Consider the following 23,657-nt stretch of genomic DNA (forward strand, 5'->3'; position numbering starts at 1 on the left):
GTAAGGCTCAGCTGAGGAAATCCTCGTTCAGCTTCACGCCGAAGTCCCGGGCGATGGCGCGCAGGTTATCGTCCTCGATGGTCTGACGAATCAGACCGCCGCCCATGGACAGCACCTTCACATAGATCTCGGCACTCTTCTCGATGGTGTGAGCCAGGCCGAAGGTGGTGTCGTAGTCCGGGCCGGAGGCGAACAGGCCGTGCTGTGCCCAAACGGCGGCCTGGTAGCTTTTCATCTTCTCGCTGGTGGCCATGGCAATGTCAGCACCGCCGGGAACCATCCAGGGGCAGACGCCCACGCCCTCGGGGAAGACCACGGGGCACTCAGTGGCGGACTGCCACAGAGCACGGCTGAAATCCCGGTCGGTCAGGGGCAGGATGTAGGTCAGAGCGATCACGTTGGTGGCATGGCAGTGGTAGATGACACGGTTGGCGCCATCGGTAGCAGCCTTGCGCACGCTGTGGTTCATGAAATGGCTGGGGAACTCACTGGTGGGCTTGGCACCCTCGGCCAGACCCCAAACGATGCGCCAGCTGTCGCCGGTTTCGTTGATCTCCACGATGCCGATGCTGTGGATGGGATCGGGCTCCACGTTCCGGAAGTATTTGCCGGAACCGGTGGTGATAAAGTATTCACCGGCCAGGTTCTCGGCCTGAACACCCATGTTCACCCACTCGCGGGGAGTCTCGTCAAAGAAGGGACGGCAGGCGGCCACGTCCTCCTCGGTCATGCGGTAGGTCAGGTTGCCGCCGTTGCGCTCGTGCCAGCCCTGCAGCCAGCCGTCGTTGCACATACGGATGAAGCCTTTTACACAGCTGATCTCATAAATCTCCATTTGAACTCTTCCTTTCTTTTCTTAACACCGCTTTTGCGGGATGACTCAACGGGTGATGACGTCCACAGACACATTGAAGATCTCGGCAACCTTCAGGATGGTGTCAATGTGGCGGCCGGAGGCGGCGGCCATGTGATGGGTGGGGCCGGCCTCGCTCCAGCGGTTCACGAACTCGCGGGCGCCGCAGGCAAAGCGGGTGCGCATGTTGGTGTCGCCGAAGGTGAAGATGGGGCCTTCCTCGTTCACGCCCTCAGCCACAACGAACTTGAAGTGGCCGTCCTTGTCCTGGGTGATGCCCAGGTAGGTCACGGGGCCCAGATGGGGGTAGAACTGGGTCAGGTAGCCGCCGCCGGTCTTGCCGTGGAAGACAGGAACGATCTTCATGGTGGGCTTCTTGGCGGAGATGTCCGCGTCGCCGGAGCCGGAATGGCCGATGATGCAGATGTCCTCGTCGAAGTCGATGGAATACATCTCGGACAGCTGGCCCTGGCCGGAAATGGTTTTCAGGATGGACATGGCCATGGAGACCTTGATGTCGCCCTCAACAGCGCAGGCAACGCCCTGCTTGATGAGCATGGAGAAGGCGGGGATCAGCATGGAGTCCAGCACGCCAGCCTTGCCCTGAGCAAAGCCATCGTAGTGGGAGGCGATGAAGGCGATCTTCTCGTCCTTGACCCACTGCTCGAAGGCCACCACGTAGCGGGCCATCTCCCAGACCTTTTCCACGGTGCCGCCGCCCTCAATGTCGAAGGTGTCCAGAATCTCCTCGGCCTTGGCGCGGATGGCGGCCTCGTCGGTGATGTTGTCGGCAATGGCCCACATCTTCTCCCAGTCGAACTGTTTGGTGTACAGCCACATCCGGTGGTAGAGATTGGTCTCGTCGATGTACAGGTCCATCATGCCGGGGTAGGGACGGCCGATCTGGGCCAGGTTGGTATCCCGGAAGCGGCGGCGCACCTGGGCAGCCTTGCACCAGTCGTTGATTTCAGCCTCAACAACCGGGTCGCCGCCCTCCACAACGCCGGTGATGACCGCATGGCGCTTGCCGGTGCGCTCTAGGTCGGCAACCATCTCGCCCACAGCGCCGCAGGCGTACAGCTCGCCCAGCCATTTGGCGGTGTCGGTGTTCTCGTAGTCGGGAGCGCGCAGCTTCTGCACGTTCACCAGCACCACAGGCACATCCAGATCCCGCACGGCGGGCAGCATGTTGTAGGAGGTGGCATAGGTCAGCAGCTGCAGAATTACCAGATCCACATCGGCAGCGCGGAACTTGTCACCGGCCTCCTGGCTCAGCTCCTTGGTGGTGACGATGCCGCCGTCCACCAGCTCCACCGTGTCGGGAATCATGGTTTTGAACTGCTCATACTGGGCCTGGAACTCGGGCACCAGGCTGGGGAACTGGGGCAGATAAGCACCCAGGGCGATGGCGAACACGCCAACGCGGGCTTTGGTTTCCACTAACATGCTCATTGGGGAAGAACCTCCTTGATATCGAAACTTTCACGGATGCAACTGCGGGCCGCGGCCAGATCGGCGAAGTCACCGCCGCGGATTATCTGAATGACCAGGTTGCCGATGGCGGTGCCCTCCACGGGACCGGCCCACACCGGCAGACCGGTTACAGCAGCGGTCATGCGATTCAGGTAATTGTCCTGGCAGCCGCCGCCCACGATGTGGATGGTGGTGTATTCCTTTCCGGTCAGACGGGAAAGTCCGGCAATGGCGTTTTTGTAGCACAGCGTCAGGCTGCGGTAGACGCACTGCATCAGCTGGCCCACGGTGGCGGGAACCGGCTGACCGCTGCGCTCGCAGGCCTTCTGCACGGCGGCGATCATGCTGTCCGGTGCCAGGAAGGCGTCGTCGTTGGCATCCACGATGCTGGCGAAATCCGCCGCGCCCTCTGCGCTGGCAATCAGGTCAGGGAAGGTCCACTGGCGCTCCCCGGCGGCAACGTCCAGCGTCCACTCGGCCCTGGTCTTGCCCTCCACATAGTCCACGCCGTTCAGCTCCCGGCGGATGGACTGGATCATCCACAGACCCATGATGTTTTTCAGGTAGCGGTACCGATACCAGGCGCCGCCTTCGTTGGTGAAGTTCTGCAGGCGGCTGGCCTCATTGGTGATGGGCTCGGGGTTTTCCACGCCGAGCAGGCTCCAGGTGCCGCTGGACAGGTAAACCGCATTGTCATCCTCGGCGGGCACTGCCAGGAATGCGGAGCCGGTGTCGTGGGTGGCAGGAAGCACCACGGTGGTCTGGAAGCCGACAGCCTCGGCAATATCCGGCCGCAGCGGGCCCACCGTTTCGCCCGGCATGGAAAGTGCGCGGAACAGATGACCGGGCAGACCGAGCCGCTCCAGCAGCTCACGATCCCATTCCTTTGAGGCGGCATTGACCAGGCCGGTGCTGGTGGCATTGGTGTACTCCTGCTTTTGTACACCGGTCAGCAGGTAGTTGAAGTAGTCGGGGATCATCAGCAGACTCTGCGCGGCCTGCAGCTGCTCGGGATGCTCCTGCTGCAGGGCCACAAGCTGATAGATGGTGTTGAAGTTCTGCTTCTGGATTCCGGTGTGGGCATACAGCTCTCCGGCGGGGATCTTTGCCTCCACCAAGCGGTCCATACCGTCGGTGCGGTTGTCCCGATAAGCGACCGCGTCGCTGATACGATCGCCGCTTTCGCCCAGCAGCACAAAATCCACCGCCCAGGTGTCGATGCCCACGGAAGCGGGGATTTTGCCCAGCGTCTTGCAGACCTTCAGGCCGTCCAGAATGCCCTGCCAAAGGTGCTGAACATCCCAGCAGTCGTGACCGTTACAGCGGACCTGGCGGTTTTCAAAGCGGTGAATCTCCTCCAGGAGCATCCGCCCGTTTTCCACATGTCCCAGAATGTGGCGGCCGCTGGATGCGCCGATATCGATGGCCAGATAATAGGGTCCCATGGAAAGTCTCCTTTCTGTGTTTCTTTGCTTTTATTCTATTCGCTCCACCAGAAGGAAAAAAGGACCGCTTTTGAATAAAACAGGGACCTTATTTGCAGCTTTCGACCGATTGTGCTATGCTAAAGAAAAAGAGGAGGGACCGCCATGGACGAGCGCCTTTTGCGCCGGTTGAAGGAAATTACCGAGGAGGAGCGGGCCATTCTGGCCGGGCAGCAGGGCATCCAGCGGGAGCGCTACACTTCGGGCCGGGATTTTGTAGTGGACAGTGAGAAGATGCTGGAAAAGGGCAAGCTGATCGAGATTCGCCCGCACACCCGGTTTGTGCACTTTCCCCGCCACCGGCACAATTATGTGGAAGTGCTGTACATGTGCAGCGGCTCCACCACGCACATCCTGAACGGCACCCGGCGGATGGTGCTTCACACCGGCGATCTGTTGTTCCTGAATCAGGCAGTTTATCACGAGATTCTGCCTGCCTCCGAGGAGGATGTGGGGGTGAACTTCATCATCCTGCCCCAGTTTTTTGACCGGAGCTTCCGGATGCTGGAGCAGGAAAACGTGTTGCGGGATTTTCTGGTTTCCACCCTGTCCGAGACCTCTACCTTTGCGGGCTGGCTGCACATTGCGGCGGGGGATATCCTGCCGGTGGAGAATCTTTTGGAAAATATGATCTGGACTCTGCTGGAGAAAAAGCCCGGGGCGAACCTGCTGAATCAGACCACCATGGGGCTGCTGCTCCAGAATTTGACGCTGTTTGCGGAAAACATCAACCGCACCCTGCCGGAGAGCCGGGATGAAAACGCGGTGTTTTCCACCCTGCAATACATCGAGACCTCCTACCGGGACGGCACGCTGGAGGAGATTGCGGCCCGCCTTCACATGCCGGACTATGCCCTGAGCCGGTTGCTGAAGCATCACACCGGCGCAAATTTCAAGCAGCTGCTGCAGCAGCGCAAGCTGCAGCAGGCGGCCTATCTGCTGTCCAACACCGGCATGTCCACCGATGCGGTGATGGCGGCGGTGGGGTATGAAAACAGCAGCTATTTCTACCGGAAATTCCGGGAAAAATACGCCTGCTCCCCGGCACAGTTCCGTGACCGGCCACCCCAGGCGTAAAAAGTGCATGAGCCTCGCTTTTTCCACAATTTTGCTGGAAAAGAGGGGCTCATTGTATTGAGTGTGAAAATTTTTACACAATATAAAGCGGAAATTTTGCAAATCAGACAATCTTGCAAATCCTGAAAATTTTGGCTATGATAAAAAACGGCATAACACGGAAAGAAAGGATGGCACAAGGTGGTACGAATTGCACTAGTGGAAGACGATCTGCAATACCGCACACAGCTCCATGATTACATCATGCAATACGCCTCGCGCACAGGGGAACCAATCAGCGTGACGGAATTTTCGGACGGCGATGAAATTGCGCTGCATTACAAGGCGGACTACGACATCATCCTGATGGACATCGAAATGACGTTCATGGATGGAATGACTGCCGCGGAGGAGATCCGGCAAAAGGATCGGGACGTGGTGATTATCTTCATCACGAACTCCCCGCAATATGCCATTAAGGGCTATGCGGTGGACGCATTGGACTATGTTTTAAAGCCGGTGAGCTATTTTGCTTTTTCCCAGCGTCTTGAGCGCGCGCTTTCCCGCATGCGCCGCCGGGAGGAAAAATATATCACGGTTACCACCCGCGACGGAACGCACCGGGTTGCGTTCTCCCGTTTGTACTATGTGGAGTCCAGCGGTCACAACCTGCTGTACCACACGGCGGAGGGCGTTCTTCAGACCACCGGCTCCATGCGTGAGGCCGAAAGCCAGTTCGCCGGTGAACACTTCGCCCGCTGTAATCAATGCTATCTGGTCAACCTGCAGCACACGGAAGCGGTGGTGGAGGATGAGGTCATTGTTCATGGCGAACGGCTTCGCTTCAGCCGTTCCCGCAAAAAGGCCTTTTTGAGCGCGCTGAATGCTTATTTTGCGGGGGAAGGCAAATGAGCTGGACGAATGAAATACTCTCCCAGGATATTCCCCGTATCTGTACCGCCTTGGCCGACTGGCTTGCCTGTATGGTCTATCTGGCTCATATGCGGCATCGCCTTTCCGGTGTGCGGTTCTGGCTGGCCAGCGCTGCCGGTCTGGCGGTCATATCGACCTACATGGTGCTTACCGATGGCTTTGACGGCGCGCTTTTCAACCTGTTTTATGCGGGTTCGGCAGTACTGATGATTCTGTTCTTTCTGGCTCTGTGCCGGGAATCCTTCTGGAAGCTGGTCTATTATTGCGCCCGTGCGTTTTTGTGCGCGGGATTTGCCAGCTCACTGATGTGGCAGCTGTATATCTGGTCCGCATTTGCATACCCCGGGATGCGCAGTATCCCTGCGATGATTCTGTTCTGGGCACTGCTTTACGCCTTGACCTTCGGCCTTGTGTGGCGGCTGGAGATGCACGGCCAGCAGGATAACGGTCTGGACCCGGGGGCACGGGTGAGCCTGACGGTGGCATTTATGACATTCGTGTTCTATGTGCTCAGCAGCATCAGCTATGCACCCTTCGACACCCCATTTGGAGGGGGCAACCGGATGGATGTGTATAATTTTAGAACCTTGATTTACTTTTCCGGCATGGCGCTGCTGTATGGTTACCACCGGCAGCTGTGGGACCTGCAGGAAAAGCGGGAGATGGACGCCCTGCAGGATCTTTTGCATCTGCAATATGAGACCTACAAGCGCAGCCAGGAAAGCATCGATCTGGTCAACCGGAAATACCATGACCTGAAGCACCAGATTGCTTTGCTGCGCAGTCAGGGCAACGAGGGGCGCAACAGTGTGCTGGATCAGATGGAAAGTGAAATCCAGTCCTATGAGGCGCTGAACATCACCGGAAACAAGGTGCTGGACACCGTGCTCACCAGTAAAAGCCTGCATTGTCAGTCCCAGGGCATCCAGATGACCTGTGTGGCGGACGGAGCTGCTCTGAATTTTATGAGCGCCATGGACATCAGTTCGCTGTTCGGCAATGCACTGGACAATGCCATTGAGAGCGTCAGCAAGATCAGTAGCCCGGAAAAGCGGCTTATCCATGTGGTAATCTCTCAGAAAAAGAGCTTCCTGTGCATCAAGATCGAAAACTGCTACGAAGGGCAGCTGCATTTTTCCGGCGGAAGGCCGCAAACCACCAAGCGCAACACCCGGTATCATGGTTTTGGCCTGAAAAGCATTGAGGCCACTGCCGCAAAATACGGCGGTACCGTTCACATAAACGCAGAAAACGGATGGTTCGAGCTGCAGGTGATGATCCCCCTGACCGGCAAAACCGGAAACTCCTGATTTTCGAACATTCCATACAGCAGCATTTGCGCGTGGCTTCGGCCACGCGCATTTTCTTTGCCTTTTGTGCGACTCTCACAAACAATCTTTACATTGTGCGGGAAATTTGCACAATTCAATTTGCAAACTTTGCGTAAAATCGCGCCAATTTTGAAAAAAACGCGCATGAAAACCGCTTTTGCGGTAAAGTATCTATCGTCAACGGAAGAACACCTGCTGATCGCACCGCTCCGCCTGCTGCGCATAGACTGCGGCGGGCACGAAGGCTTTCTGCGGACGAAAGCCCAGACGAACCGCCCGGCGGAGCCTCGGACTCCCAGATGCAAGGACGGGCACTTGTGCATCAGCTTTTGTGTGTTTCCCTAAATGGAGGAGGTAAAACGCTATGCTGGAGATTCGGCATTTCACGGTGGAGAATCTGCCGGAGAGATGTGTGACTGACGCCGAACAGCCTCGCTTTGCCTGGGCGCTGGAGAGCGACGGGCAGGACGTATCCATGGAGCAGGCAACACTGGAGGTGAACGGCTGGAGCACCACCACCAAAGAGCAGGTGGCGGTGCCTTACAAGGGCAAACGGCTCAAACCCTTTACCTGCTACAGCGCCTGCCTGACCGTGAACGACAATCGCGGCCTGCAGGCCAGGGCGGAGGCTGCGTTTGAAACCGGCCGCATGGATACCCCCTGGGATGCGGACTGGATTACCGACGGCAGTTATAAATTCACCGAAAAAAAGGTTTCCCCCCGGCCCATGACCTTCCGCAAACAGATTGCGCTGGAGAAGAAGGTGGCAAAGGCCCGGATCTACGCCACTGCAATGGGTATTTACGAGCTGACGCTGAACGGGGAAAAGGTGGGCGCCGATTACTTCGCACCCGGCTTCACATCCTACAAAACCCACCTGCAGTACCAGACCTACGATGTGACGGACAAGCTGAAGAGCAGCAACGAGCTGCTGGCAGAGGTGGCCGGCGGCTGGGCAGTTGGCTCCTTCGTGTTTACCCGGCAGAACCGGGTATCCGCTGACCGGCAGGCTCTTCTTTTGGAGCTGCGGATCTGGTATGAGGACGGCACCAGCCAGGTGTTCGGTACCGACGAAAGCTGGCAGGTGGCCATGGACGGCCCGGTTCAGATGGCCGACTTCTACGACGGTGAAACCTACGACGCCACCGTGAAGCCGGAACGGATGAGCTGGCACAGCGCCGCCCGGGAAAGCCTCCGCTGTCATCCTCAGATTCGAGCAGCCTACGGTGCGATGGTGACCGCTCATGAATACATGGAGCCGGTCAGCTGCACAAAGCTTGCGGACGGCACGCTGGTTTACGATTTCGGCCAGAACTTTGCCGGTGTGATCGACCTTCGCATCCAGGGCAAAAAGGGCCAGACCATCACTGTGCGCCACGCCGAGATCCTGAACTCGGACGGCACATTGAACACCGCCTTCCTGCGCACTGCAAAGGCCACTGCTACCTACATCTGCACCGAGGGCGAACAGTACTATTCGCCCCGCTTCACCTACATGGGCTTCCGGTATGCGGCAATCACCGGTGCAGAGGAGAGCGAAATCCGAGTAGGAGCCTGGGCACTGTATTCCGAGCTGGAGCAGACAGGCAGCTTTGCCTGCTCCAACGGCATGCTGAACCGACTGCAGCAGAACATTATCTGGTCCGCCAAGTCCAATCTGATGGACATCCCCACCGACTGCCCCCAGCGGGATGAGCGGATGGGCTGGACCGGCGATATCGCGGTGTTTGCCCCCACCGCCTGCTATAACTTCGATATGAGTCGCTTCCTGGAAAAGTGGCTGGAGGACGTGAAGGCGGAGCAGCTGCCCACCGGCGGCATTCCCAACACCGTGCCGGTGCAGGGCTACGGCTTCCCGGCCACCATGCCGGTCATGGCCATCGACTTCTGGGGCGATGCCTGCGTGCTGGTTCCCTGGGCGGAGTACCAGGCCCGGGGCGACGTGGAGATCCTGCGCAAGATGTACCCGGCGATGAAAAAGTATGTGAACGCCTGCCGTTTCTGGGCTGGGTTCGGCTTTGGCAAGAACCGCTACATCTGGCACACTCCCGCCACCCTGCACTTCGGTGACTGGGTTGCCCCGGACGTGCCCAAGATGCAGCAGTGGCAGGCCCGCAGCAAGTGGACCGCCACCGCCAGTCTGAAAAACACCAGCGGCCTGCTGGCCCGAATCGCCCGCATCCTGGGTGAGAACGACGATGCCGAGTGTTACCAGGCCCTGAGCGACAAGGTGGCGGATGCCTATGTGTCGGTGTTCACCGACGGCAACGGCAAAATGAAGGAAGAATTCCAGACCGCCTATGTGCTGCCGCTCTACTTCGGAATGTTCCCGGAGAAGGTACGGAAGCAGGCGGCGGATAACCTGGCCCGCCTGGTGGAGGCAGGGGACTGGTGCATCGGCACCGGCTTCCCAGGCACGCCCTACATCCTGTTTGCGCTTGCGGACAACGGCCATCTGGATGAGGCCTACCGGATGCTGCTGAACACCAAGTGCCCCAGCTGGCTGTATGAGGTGCGCATGGGCGCCACCACCATCTGGGAGCGGTGGGACGGCCTGGACGAAAACGGCGTCTGCCCCATCGGTGATGACGGCACCGACCTGATGATCTCCTATAACCACTATGCGTCCGGTGCGGTGGGAGCCTTCTTCTACCAGCGAATTCTGGGCCTGGAGCCTGAGCAGCCCGGCTACAAGACCTTCCGCCTGAGCCCCAGGCCGGGCGGCGGCCTCACCTGGGCGAAGGGCAGCCTGCGCACCCCATATGGTGTGATTCATACCCAGTGGGCTATTCGAAACGGCGAATTTGCCTTAGAGGTGCAGGTACCGGTGGGCACCCGCTGCACCCTCACGCTGCCGGACGGCTCCACCCGGACCTGCGGCAGCGGACAGTATGCATACAGCTGCAAAATTTGACGAAAGGTGAGCAAACCCAATGAGTGAGAAAAAACAAGATTTCTGGAATACTCCATTGACCCGTTCCCTGGCAAAGCCCGGGGATGTGAAGCTGCCCGAGATGCTGCTGGGCTATTTCATCGGCCCCTTCGGCGCCCTGCTTTCCTCCGGCATCTTCACCAGCATCCTGCAGAACTACTTCACCGATGTTTTAAAGCTGAACCTGACCTTTTTGACCACCCTGCAGCTGTTCTCCACCATTCTGATTGTGGCGGCGAACCTGATTGTGGGCCAGCTGATCGAGCGCACCCGGGCCATGGCCGGCAAGGCCCGCCCCTGGATTCTGCTCTCCGCGCTGACGCTGTCGGTGGCCAGTGTGCTCATGTTCATTGTGCCCTTTGAGGGCGCGGCCAAGATGGTCTGGGTGGCCGTGGCCTACAACCTGTACTACGCGGTGGCCTACCCCATCTACAACACCGCAAACTCCACCCTGATCCCGGTTTCCACCCGGAACAGCCAGCAGCGCGGCGCGCTGGCCTCCTTCACCAACGTGGCCGGTCTGGGTGTTATGGGCTTCGGCTCCATGATTTTCCCCATGCTGGTTTCCTTCGCGCTGAAAGAGAATCAGGGCCTGTGGTTCATGGCGATGCTGGCGGTTGCCATCTTCACCGCGCTGACCATCTTCCTGCAGTTCAAGTTCACCCGTGAGCGCGTAACCGAGGAAAGCTTCGGCCAGGCAGGGGAGAGCGCTGCCCAGCGGCAGACCGTTTCCCTGGGCGAGCAGCTGAAGGCTGTGACCAGCGAAAAATGGTGGTGGATCATCATGCTGTTCTACCTGGCCTTCCAGTGGAGCGGCGCCATGAAGAACGGCTCCATGGCCTTCTTCTGCAAATGGGTGCTGGACAACACCTTCTTCGGCTCCGCCGATGCTTGGGGCGCTTCCCAGTCGCTGCTGAGCCTGCTGGGCGCCATTCCCATGGCGGTGGCCGCGGTGTTCGTGGTGCCCCTGTGCAACAAGTTCTCCAAGCGCACCGTGGTGTGCGCCGGTATGATCGTGGGCGCTCTGGGCGGCGTGATTGCCGGCCTGGGCAACGGCAGCATTGTTCCGGTGGCCGTGGGTGTGGCTCTGAAGTGCTTCGGCTCCTCTCCCGCCTGCTATGTGATCCTGGCCATGCTGGCCGATGTGATCGACCACATCGAATACAAGAGCGGCATCCGTACCGATGGTCTGACCATGTCCATCTACAGCTCGGTCATGGTGGCTGCTACTCCCATCTGCAACTCCATCTTCAGTGCAATGCTCAGCGCCAGCGGCTACGATCAGGCCGCGGACGTGGCCCTGGGCACCGCGGCTCAGAGCGCCGCGGTCAAGAGCACCATCTCCATCAGTTATATCTGGATCGAGACCGTGGCATACGCCATTTGTGCAGCCCTGATCTTCCTGTTCACGGTGGAAAAGAATCTGCCCCAGGAGCAGGAGGCCATCGCCAAGCGCAAAAAGACCGCCTGAGCGGCAAAGGCTTGTAAACGCAGTGGCTTTTCGCGGGCCGCTGTGCAGATAAGGCAACGCCGCGCAATTCCAGGTGGTGGAGCGCGCCGGAAAATTTTTTGTGAGATGAATTCAAAAAGCGCAGCCAATCCTTGATGGATTGGCGAGCATTTTTGGAAAATATCACGGAAAATTTTGGCGTGATACGCCGCCTGAGCCGTGAAGCGTGAATTGTGGGGCGTTGCCACAAAAAAGGAGGATACCAATGAAGAACACAAGTGCAAAACGCGCGCTGTGGCGGGGTCTCACATCCACCACAGCATCTCTGCTGGCACTGACCATCGCGGCAACACCGCTGGTCAACGGCTTCCGCACCGACATCGACAAGTTTCTGGGCACCCAGAGCCAGATGATCGTGACAAATGCGGAAGAGGACCCCAGCAGCCTGTACACCTATACCTCGGATTACGCCAATACCACCGAGCTGGTGCAGGCTATTGCGGATCTGGCCGAGCGGATGAGCGAAGAGGGCGTTGTGCTGCTGAAGAACAACGGCGCACTTCCTCTGAGCCAGGAGGAAACCCAGAAGCTCTCGCTGCTGGGCTTCTCCAGCTACTACCCGGTTATGGGCGGTGACATGGGCAGCAGCCTGACCGCAAACGAGGGTACCGACGCCGACACCGTGGATTTTGTGCAGGCGCTGGCCGCCAAGGGCTTCGCCATCAACCCCACACTCCAGGGCCTCTACACCAGCCTGGAGCCCATGTTCAAAACCGAGGTGAACAAGTGGGGCAACATCATTGAATACTACAACATCACAACCCCCAGCACCACCGGCTACTTCACCAGCAAGGAGCCCTCCCAGAGCGCAATGGAAGAGGCTCAGGCCGGTTGGAAGGACAGCATGAACGAATACAATGTGATGGTTGTCACTCTGGCCCGTTCCGCTTCCGAGAACGGCACCTATCTGCCCGGCGAGGCCGGCGTGGACCCCAGCCAGAATCTGAATCAGGCCGACGCGCTGGGTCTGTCTGACGATGAGCGGGATCTGGTACAGGCCGCCATCGACGCCAAGACTGCCAACGGCGGCAAGGTGATCGTGCTGCTGAACAACGCCAGCCCCATGGAAGTGGAGGAGCTGGAAGCCAACGAGGGCGTTGACGCCATCCTGCAGATCGGCCTGCCCGGCGGCTACGGCTTCTACGGCGTGGCGGATGTGCTGTCCGGTGCGGCCAACCCCTCCGGCCATCTGTCCGATACTTACGCGGTGGATAACTCCGCTGCTCCTTCCGCCCAAAACTTCGGCAACTACCCCTGGACCAACGCGGATGCCTCCATCAGCGCCAACTCCATCCTGGTGGAAGCTGAGGGCATTTATGTGGGCTATAAGTATTACGAGACCCGTTACATGGACAGCGTGCTGGGTCAGGGCAACGCCTCCAGCACCGTGGGCAGCTCCAACGGCAGCGCCTGGAGCTATGACAGCGAGGTCACCTATCCCTTCGGCTACGGCCTGAGTTACACCACCTTCACCCAGACGCTGGACAGCCTGAACGTGGATCTGGCCGCCGGTACCGTGACCGCGCAGGTCACTGTGACCAACACCGGCAGCGTGGCCGGTAAGGACGTGGTGCAGCTGTATACCAGCCTGCCCTACACCGATTACGACAAGCAGAATGGCGTGGAAAAGGCCGGCGTTCAGCTGCTGGACTACGCCAAGACCGGTGAGCTGGCTCCCGGTGAATCCGAGACCGTGACCATCACCGCTGACGCTCAGTACATGGCCAGCTGGGATTCCAGCCGCGACAACATCGCCGGTACCAAGGGCACCTATATTCTGGACGCGGGCACCTACTACTTCACCATCGGCAACGGCTCTCATGAGGCCGCCAACAACGTGCTGGCCGCTCAGGGCAAGACCGTGGCCGACGGCATGACCGTCGAGGGCAATGCTGCCAATGTGCAGACCTGGGAGCTGGCTGAGCTGGACGACGAGACCTTCGCCCGCTCCAAGAACGGCACCGTGGTGGAGAACCAGCTGGAAGATATGGATCTGAACTACTGGATGCCCGGCACCGCTACCTACATGACCCGCAGCGACTGGGAAGGCACCTTCCCCAAGACCTATGAAGGCCTGACCGCCACCGATGAGATGATGGAATACCTGGACTGCGATGTCTACGAGATTTCCGCTGACAATGGCGACCCCAGCTCTGTGATCTTCGGCGCTGACAACGGCCTGACCCTGGCCGACCTGAAGGGTGTTGCCGATCTGGAGGACCCCCGCTGGGAGGCTCTGATGGATCAGATCACTCTGGAGGACTGCATGATCCGCACCGCCTTCGGCGGCACCTCCACCAAGGACATCGAGTCCATCATGAGCCCTGAGGTAATCCAGAACGATGGCCCCAACGGCATCTACTCCTACCCCCTGGGCCAGTACGCCAACACCGATACCGAGAGCGGCGACCCCTGTGCCATTGAGGCCGACGATCCCAACGCAGCCTACAAGGCCGGCGTTATGCCCTCTCCTGTGGTCATCGGCCAGACCTTCAGCAAGCAGCTTGCCCGCGAATACGGCGAGACGATGGGCAACTATTCTCTGTGGAGCAACCTGACCATCTACTGGGGCTGCGGCAACAACATCCACCGCTCTCCCTACAATGCCCGTAACCACGAATACTATTCCGAGGACGCCATGCTCACCGCCTATCAGGGTGCTGCCTTTGTGGAAGGCGGTATGGAATACGGCCTGATCATCGCGCCCAAGCACTTTGCCTTCAACGACATCGAAATCAACCGTACCGGCATCAGCGTATTCATGACCGAGCAGCAGGCCCGTGAAAACGAGCTGCGCGGCACCCAGCCCATCATCGAGGATGCGGGCGCTCTGGGCATCATGACCGCTTATAACCGCGTGGGTGTTACCACCTCCAATGCGCACACCGGCCTGCTGCAGAACATTCTGCGCGGCGAGTGGGGCTTCAAGGGCCTGGCCACCGAGGACTTCATCCAGGATGCCCTGTACACCTCTTTGAAGGAGGCCGTGATGAACGGCATCACCATGAGCTGCAACACCGGCGACAGCACTCTGGAAGCAGTGGCTGAGAAGTTCGATTACTGGACCGTGGAGAACGTGAGCCAGGACGCCCAGCTGATGGCCGCCCTGAAGCAGGCCATGACCTGGCAGTACTATGCCATCGCCAACTCCAACGCGCTGGACGGCATGAGCAGCAGCAGTGAACTGGTAAGCGTCCGTACCTGGTACGACAATGCTCTGACCGGCGCTACCGTGGCCTTTGGTGTGCTCACTGTTCTGTGTGCCGTGATGTATGTGCGCGCCGCCAAGAAGAAGGAACAGTAAGGAGGTCCCTTTTATGAAACAGAACGGAATCGGTTTTTATACCACGGGCCTGTCCTTTGTGGCTGGCGTTGTCGCTCTGGTCTTTTACATGATCAATGCAAAGACCGATTATTTCGCCAACCTGGGCGTAAGCCCGGTGGTGGTGGGCTGCACGGTGGTCGCCGTTGTGGCCGAGCTGCTCCTGCTGGTGCTTTCCAAGCAGAATCAGCCCATCTGGATGGATCTGGCGGCTGTGGCTGCCCCGGTGCTGCTGATGGTTGCATTCATCAACCTGACCGGCTCCCGTGTCAATGGTATCGCGTCGATCATGACCTTCGAGAACAACGCGCAGACCATGTCGGATCTGACCAGTGCGATTGTTAGCATGGCGGCTTTGCTGATCGCTTGCTTGATCGGCATCGTTTCCTCCTATTTCAATATTCGTAAGGCCTGAGCCATGCAAACTCGAACCCCGGGAGTCCCATCTCTACTCCCGGGGTTTGGGTCTATCCAGAGTTCATTAGAAAAGAGGGGAAAAACGATGAAAGCCGCCCGTCTGCTGTCGCTTGCTGCGGCACTTTTGCTCACCGCTTGCAGTGCCGTGCAGGCTGAAAAGCCGGTCTGCCGCCTGGTGCTGGAGCAAAGCGAAAGCTACACCGCGCAGCAGTACCAGCTGGAAACGGAGGTGGGCGGCCGGGCGGAATTTCTGCTGAGCCCACAAGGGGGCTACACCCTTACCGGGACCGATACCCCCGGTGCACAGCTTACCCGCACTGCCGGGGGCTGGCTGCTCACCTTGGATGATGTGCGCTATTCCGCAGTGATCCGAATTGAAGCCAGCAAAAGTGACTGGAGCCTGACCTATTATGCCAACGGAGGGCAGAGGCTGGACGGCACCGACGCGAACGAGCCCGTCCAGCTGCCAGTAACGCAAAGTCACCTGCGGGTAAATACCGCTTTAGGCAGCGAGCTGTTCAGCCGCCCGGGGTACACACTGGAAAGCTGGAACACCCGGCCGGATGGAAGCGGTGAGCGGGTGGGTTTGGGCAGCCGCACCCAGCCGGATACCACGCTCTATGCCCAGTGGGCCGCCTGGACCCCGGAGGAGCAGTTCCAGTGGACCGAACAGAACGGGGAAGCGGTGATCACCGGCTATACCGGCAGCGAGGAATGTCTGGTGGTCCCTGGACAGCTGGACGGCATGCCGGTGGTGAGCATCGAAAGCGGAGCCTTCCGAAACGCAGACTGCACCCGCGTCATCCTGCCGGACAGCCTGCGCACCGTGGAGGTGGATGCCTTTGCGGACTGTGCCGTGGAGCAGCTGACCCTGTTCGATAATATTCAGAACATCACCGACCACAGCTTTTCCGGCTGTACGGCACTGACCACCCTCTACGTGAACGCCCGGGAAGACTCGGTGTACAGCGGGAGCTACTACGATACCTTTGCGGATAAATTTGACCGGTTGCTGTCCTTAAAAGACAGCAAAAAACTTGTGCTCTTCTCCGGTTCCTCCACCCGCTTTGGTTACGACAGCGCCCTGCTGGACCGGGAGCTGGAAGATTACGATGTGGTGAATATGGGAGTGTTTGCTTATACAAACGCCTATCCCCAGCTGATGCTGATTCAAAGCTGTATGCAGGAAGGGGATATCCTGCTGGTGGCGCCGGAATTTGATGCGGCCAAACGGCAGTTCTGCACCACCAACGAGCTGGACGAAGACTTCTTCTGCATGGTGGAATCCAATTATGATCTGGCCGCCGGGCTGGACCTGCGCCGGTGCAGCGGGACGCTGTCGGCGCTGCAGAGCTATCTGCAAACCAAGGCCGGGCTGACGCCCCGGTCCTACAGCATCAGCCCCTCCGATTACGACGAGGACGGCCAGCCGGTGGACACCCCCAGCTACAACGAGTACGGTGATTACATCCTGTACCGGCCCAATGCAGAAACCGATGACCCGATCTACGGCCTGAAGGTGGGCTACACGGTGGAGGATTTCCCCCAGTGGCTTTACATCGAACCGGCGAATCAGGTTTACCGGCAGTTTCAGCAGGCGGGCATTTATGTTTACATGACCTACAGCCCCCGTAACCGGCTGTGCATCTCGGACGAAAGTACTCCCGAAGCAAGGCAGGAGCTGGATGCCTATTTCCGCCGGACGCTGGTGATCCCCATCATTTCCCAGCTGGAGGATTCACTGGTACCGGGGCGGTATCTCTATGGTACCGACAATCACCTGTCCACCGAAGGGGTGGAGCTGCGTACCCGCCAGGTGCTGGAAGATCTAAAGACCCAGATGAGCAGGGACGGGCTGCTGCAATCATAAAAGAAACAATCAAACGAAAGGGGAGAGGGAGGATGCTGTGCTGTGCACTGGCCCTGGCGGCGGGGCTGCTTGGCTTTTTGAGCCGCTGCAGGGCAGGTCTTGTACTGGCCGCCATGCCGCTGGCCGCGCTGGCTGTGCTGGCAGGCCTTGTGCAGGGATTTGACTATGGAAGTCTGACACTGATTCTGGCCGCCGCCGCTGTTCCCGCTCTCTGGGGGAGGAGCCAGTCATGAACTTTACCGCAATGGAATTTGTGTGCTTCTTCCCGGTGGTACTGGTGCTTTACCGGCTGCTGCCGCCCCGCTGGCGCTGGGCGGAGCTGCTGGCCGCAAGCTACTTTTTCTACGGCATCTTCAATCCCTGGACGGTTCCGTTACTGGCGGGCACCACCCTGGTCACCTGGCTGTGTGCAAAGCGCATTGAGCAGTCGAAACGCCCGGCAGCGCGAAAGGCATGGCTGCTTCTGGCGGGGGCGGTGTGCCTGGGCTGTCTGGGACTGTTCAAATACGGTTCCTTTGTTGCAGGCTCGGTGAGCTGGCTGTTCACCGGCGCCCCGGTCAGTCTTTCGTTGCTGCTGCCGGTGGGCATCTCTTTTTATACCTTCCAGACCCTTTCCTATGTGATCGATGTGTACCGAGGCAGCTTCCCCTGCGAACACCATCTGGGCTACTATGCGCTGTTCATCAGCTTTTTTCCCCAGCTGGTGGCCGGACCCATCGAGCGGCCGGGGAATCTGCTGCCCCAGCTGCACCGGCTGAGCCTTCCCACCGGGGAAGACCTGCGGCAGGGCGGCTGGCGGTTGGCACGGGGCTATTTCAAAAAGGTTGCCCTGGCGGACCAGCTGGCTCCCATTGTGGATCAGGTCTATGCACTGGCGCAGCCGGGCGGCCCGGCCATTGTGCTGGCCACCGCCTGCTTTGCGCTGCAGATCTATTTTGATTTTTCCGCCTATTCCGAGATTGCCATCGGTGCGGCCCGCCTGCTGGGCGTCCGGCTGATGGAAAACTTCGATCATCCGTACAGCGCCGCCTCACTGCGGGAATTCTGGCGGCGCTGGCACATCAGCCTCACTGGTTGGTTTACCGATTATCTTTACATTCCCCTGGGGGGAAGCCGCTGTTCTGCACTGCGCCGCTGGCGGAATCTGCTGCTGGTCTTTCTGGCCAGCGGCCTGTGGCATGGCGCGGCCTGGCATTTTGTGCTGTGGGGCGCATTTCACGGCGCGTGCATGGTAATTGAGGACATTGGCCGCCGGCGCGGTCTGCGGCTGCCCCGCTCGCTGGCCCGGGCCGCAACGCTGGCGGTGGTCAGTGTTGGCTGGATGCTCTTCCGGGCGCAGAATATGACCCAGGCGGCAGAGCTTCTGACTGGTCTGTTCTCTGCATGGAGCCCGGCCGGGGTGAGTGTGGCCCTGCAAACAGTGGGTGCGGCAGGTCTGGTGCAGCTGGTGCTGACCCTGCTGGTCTATCGGCTGCTGCCGGAGCAATGGCCGGAATGCCGCTCCGAGCGCACCGCGCCGGTGCTGTTTTACACCCTGCTGCTTACCGGCATTGCCTGGCTGGGCCTTGCGGCCAGCGGCCAGCAGAGTGCATTTTTGTATTTTCAGTTTTGAGGAACACCATGAAACGATACGTGATTGCGGCCCTTGCCAGCCTGGCCCTGATTCCGCTGACGCTGCTGGCCTGGGGCTTCGGGCTGCCCAGCCAGTACGGGGAGTCCTTTCTGGGCGAGCTGCGGGAAAAATATGCACTTCTCTGCCAGCCGTCGGAAAAGCCCCGGTTGATTCTGGTGGGCGGCAGTGCTGTTACCTTTGGGGTGGACGGCACCCTGCTGGAGGAGCTGCTGCCTCAGTATGAGGTGGTCAACTTCGGCATGTATGCCGCTCTGGGTATCCGCCCCATGCTGGACCTTTCCCGGGAGCAGCTGCGTCAGGACGATCTGGTGCTCCTGATGCCTGAGCAGCAGGAGCAGAGCCTTTCCGGCTATCTGGGAAGCGAAGCGCTGTGGCAGGCGGCAGATGGCGCCTTTGGTCTATTGTTCTGCGCCCGATGGGAGGATCTGGGCGCGCTGATCGGCCAGTTCCCGCGCTTTGCGGCAAGCAAAGCGGCATATTTTGTGCAGGGTGGACCCCAGTTGCCAGAAGTATACCGGAAGGCATCTTTTGACGAAACGGGAAACCTGCGTACCGGGCTTTGCGAGGCAAACACCATGCCCGGCGGGGTAGACCCCACCATGCCCATCTCCTTTGACCCGGGGTTGCTGAGCGAGGAGTTTTGCACCCTGGTAAACGAATACACCCGCCAGGCAGAGCTGGCGGGTGCGACGGTGTGGTATCATTTTCCGCCCATGAATCAGGCGGCAGTGGAGTCGGGTAGCGACCCGGATGTCTTCTGTGACCGGCTGCGGGAAACGCTGGACTGTGAACTGGCAGGCAGCCCTCATACCAGCATGATGGAAGCAGGCTGGTTTTACGACACTAACTTCCATTTAAACGAAAAAGGCAGTCAGGTGTTCACCTGCCTGCTGGCACGGGATATCAAGGCCATGCTGGGGGACTCCAGCCCCACTCCGGAAGCTGCGGTGGAGATGCCCGCACTGGAGCAGCCCCAAAGCGTACAGGGCGACGACCGGGACGCAAACTGCTTTGTTTATGAGGCGGTCTCCGGCGGCTGGCAAATCACCGGCCTCAGCGAATCGGCGGGAGAACAGCAGGAACTGATTCTCCCGGCCTCCTGGCAGGGGCAGCTGGTCACCGGGCTTTCGGCGGATGCACTGAATGGTGCACAAGCGCTGAAAACGCTGGTGATCCAGCAAAACATCACAGCTCTGCCGGACGGCGCATTCGCAGGCTGCCCGGCGCTGGAAACAGTGGTGCTGCTCCAGACTGATCCTGCCGCCCTGCTGGTGGGTCAGAATCTGCTGGAAGGCTCGTCCTGCACCATCGCGGTGCCGTCTGAGTCTTACGACCGCTACTGCCTGAGCTACAACTGGTCCCCCTATGCGGGCCGACTTACTCGTTGGGAAGACAGCCCGTTGTGAGCAGCTGCTCCAGAACCTGGGGTACGCTGGTGCACTGCCGGGGCAGCTTTTCTGCCAACCGGGGGTCGGCGCTGGCCATCAGGTAAGGATGCCCGGCGGCTTCCAGCATGGGCAGATCGTTCCAGTTGTCGCCGAAGGCCATCACGTTTTCCAGCGGAATGTTCAGTGCGCTGCACAGCTGCCGCAGGCCGATGCCCTTGTCCGCCAGCGTGAAGTCCAGCCACTCAGCGCCGGCTACAGCCATATTGAATACACCGGACCATTTTTCACCCAGAGCCTTTTCCGGCACGGCGGCACCTGCCCGGCAGCAGGCGGAGATCTTGATGATATCCTCCTCGATCTCCTCCGGGTCGCGCACCACCTGCACATGGTTGCCGGTGCCGTCCCGCATGCGGGTCACAAAGGAGTCATCGCACTGGCACAGATAGCTGCAGTTTGCGCCGGAGATCAGCACCTCGCTGCCGTCCAGAGCTATAATGTCCCGGATCAGACCCATGGCGGAGGTACGCTCCATCACGGTCTTGCCCAGAACCGGGGCGGATTCCTCGGTGCCGGAACCATACAGAATCGCTCCGTTTTCACACACATAGCACAGCTCGTCCTGCACCGGGCCAAACAGCCTGCGCAGTGAGTGAAACTGCCGCCCGGAAGCAGGGCAGAAGCGAATGCCCTGCTGGGAAAGACGATGAATGAGCGAAAAAACCGACGAGTCCAGCTGCTTGGTCCCATAGGGCAGCAGTGTGCCGTCAATGTCGCTTACGATCAATTGAATCATACAAATACCCCTCCTCACACATGCGCCCGCTAGCGGGCGCTCCTCAATGGTTATACCACATTTGATGCGGCCCGTAAATGCCAAAGCGGTGCCCAAGGAAAGGACAATACAGATGAAAGCATTGAATTTTAACACCGGCTGGACCTGGCGCCGGCTGACCGAAGAAGGCCCCGGTACCCCGGTAACCCTGCCTCACGACGCCATGCTAAGCGAAGCCCGCAGCGAGACCTCGGCCGGCGGCATCAACACTGGCTGGTACGAGGGCTGCGATTATATATACAGTAAGCAGTTTTATGTTCCCGCCGAATGGAGAGGCCGTGCGCTGGTGCTGGAATTCGAGGGCGTTTACCACAATGCCGAGGTCTGGGTCAATGGGGTCAAGCGGCTGTTTCGTCCCTATGGCTACACCAATTTCTATCTGGACCTTTCCGAGCTGCTGAACTATGGCGAGGAGAACCGGCTGGAAGTAATTGCCCGCAATGCGGACCAGCCCAACAGCCGGTGGTATTCCGGCGCGGGCATCTACCGGCCGGTTACCCTGTGGACCGCGCCCTACCGCCACATTCCGCAGAACGGAGTGAAGCTGCGCACCGTGTCACTGGACCCGCCCACGGTGGAGGCACAGGTGCGCACGGTGGGCACTGGACTGGTGACCATCGCGCTGCAGAACGCCGATGGCACGGCAGCAGCAGAGACCACCGTGCACAGCGACGGCACGGCCAGTACCACCCTGACCGTACCCGATGCCAGGCTGTGGAGTCTGGAGGAGCCAAATCTCTATACCTGCCGGGTGACCTTCGGGGAGGATGAAGAGAAGTTTTCCTTTGGCCTGCGCACCCTGGAATGGGGCGAGCAGGGAATGCTGCTCAACGGCAAGCGGGTGATTTTGAAGGGAGCCTGCATCCATCACGATCACGGCATCCTGGGCGCCTGCTGCTATCCGGATGCGGAGGAGCGCCGGGTGCGGCTGCTGAAGGAAAATGGCTACAATGCCCTGCGCAGTGCCCACAATCCCTGCTCCAAGGCGCTTCTGGATGCCTGCGACCGGCAGGGCGTGCTGATGATGGATGAGTACATCGACCACTGGTACATCCACAAAACTGAACACGATTATGTGGATTATTTCAAGGACTGGTGGAAGCAGGATCTGGCAGACATGGTGGACAAGGACTATAACCACCCTTGTGTGGTGCTTTATTCCACCGGCAACGAGGTGTCCGAAACTGCCCAGCCCAAGGGCATCGCCCTCACCGGTGAGATGACCGAATACCTGCACCGTCTGGATTCCGGCCGCCCGGTCACCTGTGGTGTGAACATCTTCTTCAACTTCCTCAGCTCCATCGGCTTTGGCGTGTACAGCGATGAAAAAGCAAAAAAAGAAGCAGCCCAGGCGGAAAAGCGCCGCCAGGCCGGAGAGAAGGCGAAAAAGACTGCCTCGGTGGGCAGCAAATTCTTCAATGATCTGGCTGGTCTGATGGGCGCGGGCTTCATGAAGCGGGGCGCAACGCTGCACAGCTGCGACGTGAAGACCCGGGATGCTTTTGCCAACATGGATGTGGCGGGCTATAACTATGGTATTCTGCGCTACCGGCATGATCTGAAGAAATATCCCCAGCGTCTGATTCTGGGCAGCGAGACCTTCTGCAGCGATGCCTATCAGTTCATGGAGCTGGCCAAACAGGAGCCCCGCATTCTGGGCGACTTTGTGTGGGCCGGCATGGACTATCTGGGTGAGGTGGCCATCGGTTCCTGGGAATACAGCGACTATGCACCCCGGTTTGACGGCGGCGTGGGCTGGGTTTCCGCCGGTTCCGGGCGCATCGATCTGACCGGCAAGCCGCTGGGCGAAGCGCTTTATACCCGGGTAGCGCTGGAGCAGGACCTCGGTCCCTACATTGCGGTGCGTCCGGTAAACCATACCGGCGACAAGCACTCGCCCTCGGCCTGGAAGATGAGCAACGCCACCGACAGCTGGAGCTGGCGGGGCTGTGCGGGCAATAAGGCGGATGTGGAGGTTTATGCCCGTGCCACCCGGGTGGAGCTGCAGATCAACGGCAAAACCGTGGGGGAAAAGCGGCTGAAAAATGACTGCCTGGCCCGCTTTACCTGCCGTTATGAGGATGGTACCATCACTGCGGTTGCCTACGATGAGGCAGGCCGGGAGCTGGGCCGCCGCAGCCTGACCACAGCGGGGGCGGATACCGAGCTTTGTCTGGAGGCGGAGCAGATGCAGGTGCAGCCCGGCGGACTGTGTTACCTGCGGCTGCGCTACACCGACAAGGCAGGCATCACGAAGCCGCTGGAGCGGGGTGTGGTGCGTATTTCGGTGGAGGGCGGCAGACTGCTGGGTACCGGCAGTGGCTGCCCCTATCAGGAGCACAGCTTCCTGAGCGCGGAGACCGACACCTATTACGGCGAGGCGCTGGCAGTAGTACAGGCAGGCGAGAACGGAGTTCTGACCGTTCGCGCTGAGGATGGCCGATTCCGGGTGCAGACGAGCGTACAGATTCTTTAAAAACAACAAGCGCGCGGCAGTGTGGAGGACCACAAGCTATGCTTGTGGACGAGAAGAGCACGAGCGTTGAAACGGTAAAAAAAGAACCTCCTTTTGCTACAATAGAAGCGGGTAACGCCAACCGCACTAAAGCAAAAGGAGGTTCAT

At 59.5% G+C, this 23,657-nt stretch carries 16 protein-coding genes; 12 read left to right on the forward strand and 4 right to left on the reverse strand.

Going from position 1 to position 23,657, the window contains the following annotated elements; all coding sequences use genetic code 11:
- Positions 1 to 7 precede the first annotated feature (7 nt).
- The 3 genes from rhaD to B5G03_RS13910 are packed head-to-tail and all read right to left on the reverse strand — an operon-like array spanning position 8 to position 3,771.
- A complete protein-coding gene (gene rhaD, locus B5G03_RS13900; protein WP_087182282.1) occupies positions 8 to 835 on the reverse strand; it encodes a rhamnulose-1-phosphate aldolase in 828 nt (275 codons plus the stop codon).
- 45 nt (positions 836 to 880) lie between these two features.
- Positions 881 to 2,305 (reverse strand): arabinose isomerase, encoded by a 1,425-nt coding sequence (locus tag B5G03_RS13905; protein ID WP_242962470.1) that lies wholly within the window; start codon positions 2,303 to 2,305, stop codon positions 881 to 883.
- Complete coding sequence (locus tag B5G03_RS13910; RefSeq protein WP_087182283.1) at positions 2,302 to 3,771, reverse strand: rhamnulokinase; 1,470 nt, start codon at positions 3,769 to 3,771, stop codon at positions 2,302 to 2,304. Before B5G03_RS13910 ends, B5G03_RS13905 begins: the two co-directional genes overlap by 4 nt.
- 144 nt (positions 3,772 to 3,915) lie before the next feature.
- Here B5G03_RS13910 and B5G03_RS13915 point away from each other — a divergent pair, with 144 nt between their 5' ends.
- From B5G03_RS13915 to B5G03_RS13965, 11 genes are all read left to right on the forward strand, one after another.
- Entirely contained in the window at positions 3,916 to 4,887 is a 972-nt protein-coding gene (locus B5G03_RS13915) for an AraC family transcriptional regulator (RefSeq protein ID WP_087182284.1), read from the forward strand.
- A 180-nt stretch (positions 4,888 to 5,067) separates the two neighbouring features.
- Positions 5,068 to 5,778: a LytR/AlgR family response regulator transcription factor gene (locus tag B5G03_RS13920; protein WP_087182285.1), complete on the forward strand. Its 711-nt coding sequence runs from the start codon at positions 5,068 to 5,070 to the stop codon at positions 5,776 to 5,778.
- Positions 5,775 to 7,109, forward strand: a complete 1,335-nt coding sequence (locus tag B5G03_RS13925; protein WP_087182286.1) for an ATP-binding protein — start codon at positions 5,775 to 5,777, stop codon at positions 7,107 to 7,109. Before B5G03_RS13920 ends, B5G03_RS13925 begins: the two co-directional genes overlap by 4 nt.
- A gap of 385 nt (positions 7,110 to 7,494) precedes the next feature.
- A complete protein-coding gene (locus B5G03_RS13930) occupies positions 7,495 to 10,044 on the forward strand; it encodes a family 78 glycoside hydrolase catalytic domain (RefSeq protein ID WP_087182287.1) in 2,550 nt (849 codons plus the stop codon).
- A gap of 19 nt (positions 10,045 to 10,063) precedes the next feature.
- Positions 10,064 to 11,533, forward strand: a complete 1,470-nt coding sequence (locus B5G03_RS13935; RefSeq protein WP_087182288.1) for an MFS transporter — start codon at positions 10,064 to 10,066, stop codon at positions 11,531 to 11,533.
- A 244-nt stretch (positions 11,534 to 11,777) separates the two neighbouring features.
- Entirely contained in the window at positions 11,778 to 14,876 is a 3,099-nt protein-coding gene (locus B5G03_RS13940; RefSeq protein ID WP_087182289.1) for a glycoside hydrolase family 3 C-terminal domain-containing protein, read from the forward strand.
- Positions 14,877 to 14,889: 13 nt separating this feature from the next.
- On the forward strand, positions 14,890 to 15,309 hold the full coding sequence (locus tag B5G03_RS13945; protein WP_087182290.1) for a hypothetical protein: 420 nt from the start codon (positions 14,890 to 14,892) through the stop codon (positions 15,307 to 15,309).
- A gap of 87 nt (positions 15,310 to 15,396) precedes the next feature.
- Positions 15,397 to 17,181: a leucine-rich repeat protein gene (locus tag B5G03_RS13950; RefSeq protein WP_162613420.1), complete on the forward strand. Its 1,785-nt coding sequence runs from the start codon at positions 15,397 to 15,399 to the stop codon at positions 17,179 to 17,181.
- A 32-nt stretch (positions 17,182 to 17,213) separates the two neighbouring features.
- Complete coding sequence (locus B5G03_RS13955) at positions 17,214 to 17,414, forward strand: hypothetical protein (protein WP_087182292.1); 201 nt, start codon at positions 17,214 to 17,216, stop codon at positions 17,412 to 17,414.
- On the forward strand, positions 17,411 to 18,793 hold the full coding sequence (locus B5G03_RS13960; RefSeq protein WP_087182293.1) for an MBOAT family O-acyltransferase: 1,383 nt from the start codon (positions 17,411 to 17,413) through the stop codon (positions 18,791 to 18,793). Before B5G03_RS13955 ends, B5G03_RS13960 begins: the two co-directional genes overlap by 4 nt.
- Before the next feature lie 8 nt (positions 18,794 to 18,801).
- Complete coding sequence (locus B5G03_RS13965) at positions 18,802 to 20,220, forward strand: leucine-rich repeat domain-containing protein (RefSeq protein WP_087182294.1); 1,419 nt, start codon at positions 18,802 to 18,804, stop codon at positions 20,218 to 20,220.
- Here the strand turns inward: B5G03_RS13965 and B5G03_RS13970 are convergent.
- Complete coding sequence (locus tag B5G03_RS13970; RefSeq protein ID WP_087182295.1) at positions 20,192 to 20,995, reverse strand: HAD family hydrolase; 804 nt, start codon at positions 20,993 to 20,995, stop codon at positions 20,192 to 20,194. The two genes, B5G03_RS13965 and B5G03_RS13970, sit on opposite strands and share 29 nt — an antisense overlap.
- A 112-nt stretch (positions 20,996 to 21,107) precedes the next feature.
- Here B5G03_RS13970 and B5G03_RS13975 point away from each other — a divergent pair, with 112 nt between their 5' ends.
- Positions 21,108 to 23,510 carry a glycoside hydrolase family 2 TIM barrel-domain containing protein gene (locus B5G03_RS13975; RefSeq protein WP_087182296.1) on the forward strand — a complete coding sequence of 801 codons (2,403 nt, stop codon included), beginning with the start codon at positions 21,108 to 21,110 and terminating at the stop codon, positions 23,508 to 23,510.
- Positions 23,511 to 23,657 lie beyond the last annotated feature (147 nt).

Source organism: Gemmiger sp. An50 (assembly GCF_002161595.1).
Taxonomy (GTDB): domain Bacteria; phylum Bacillota; class Clostridia; order Oscillospirales; family Ruminococcaceae; genus Allofournierella.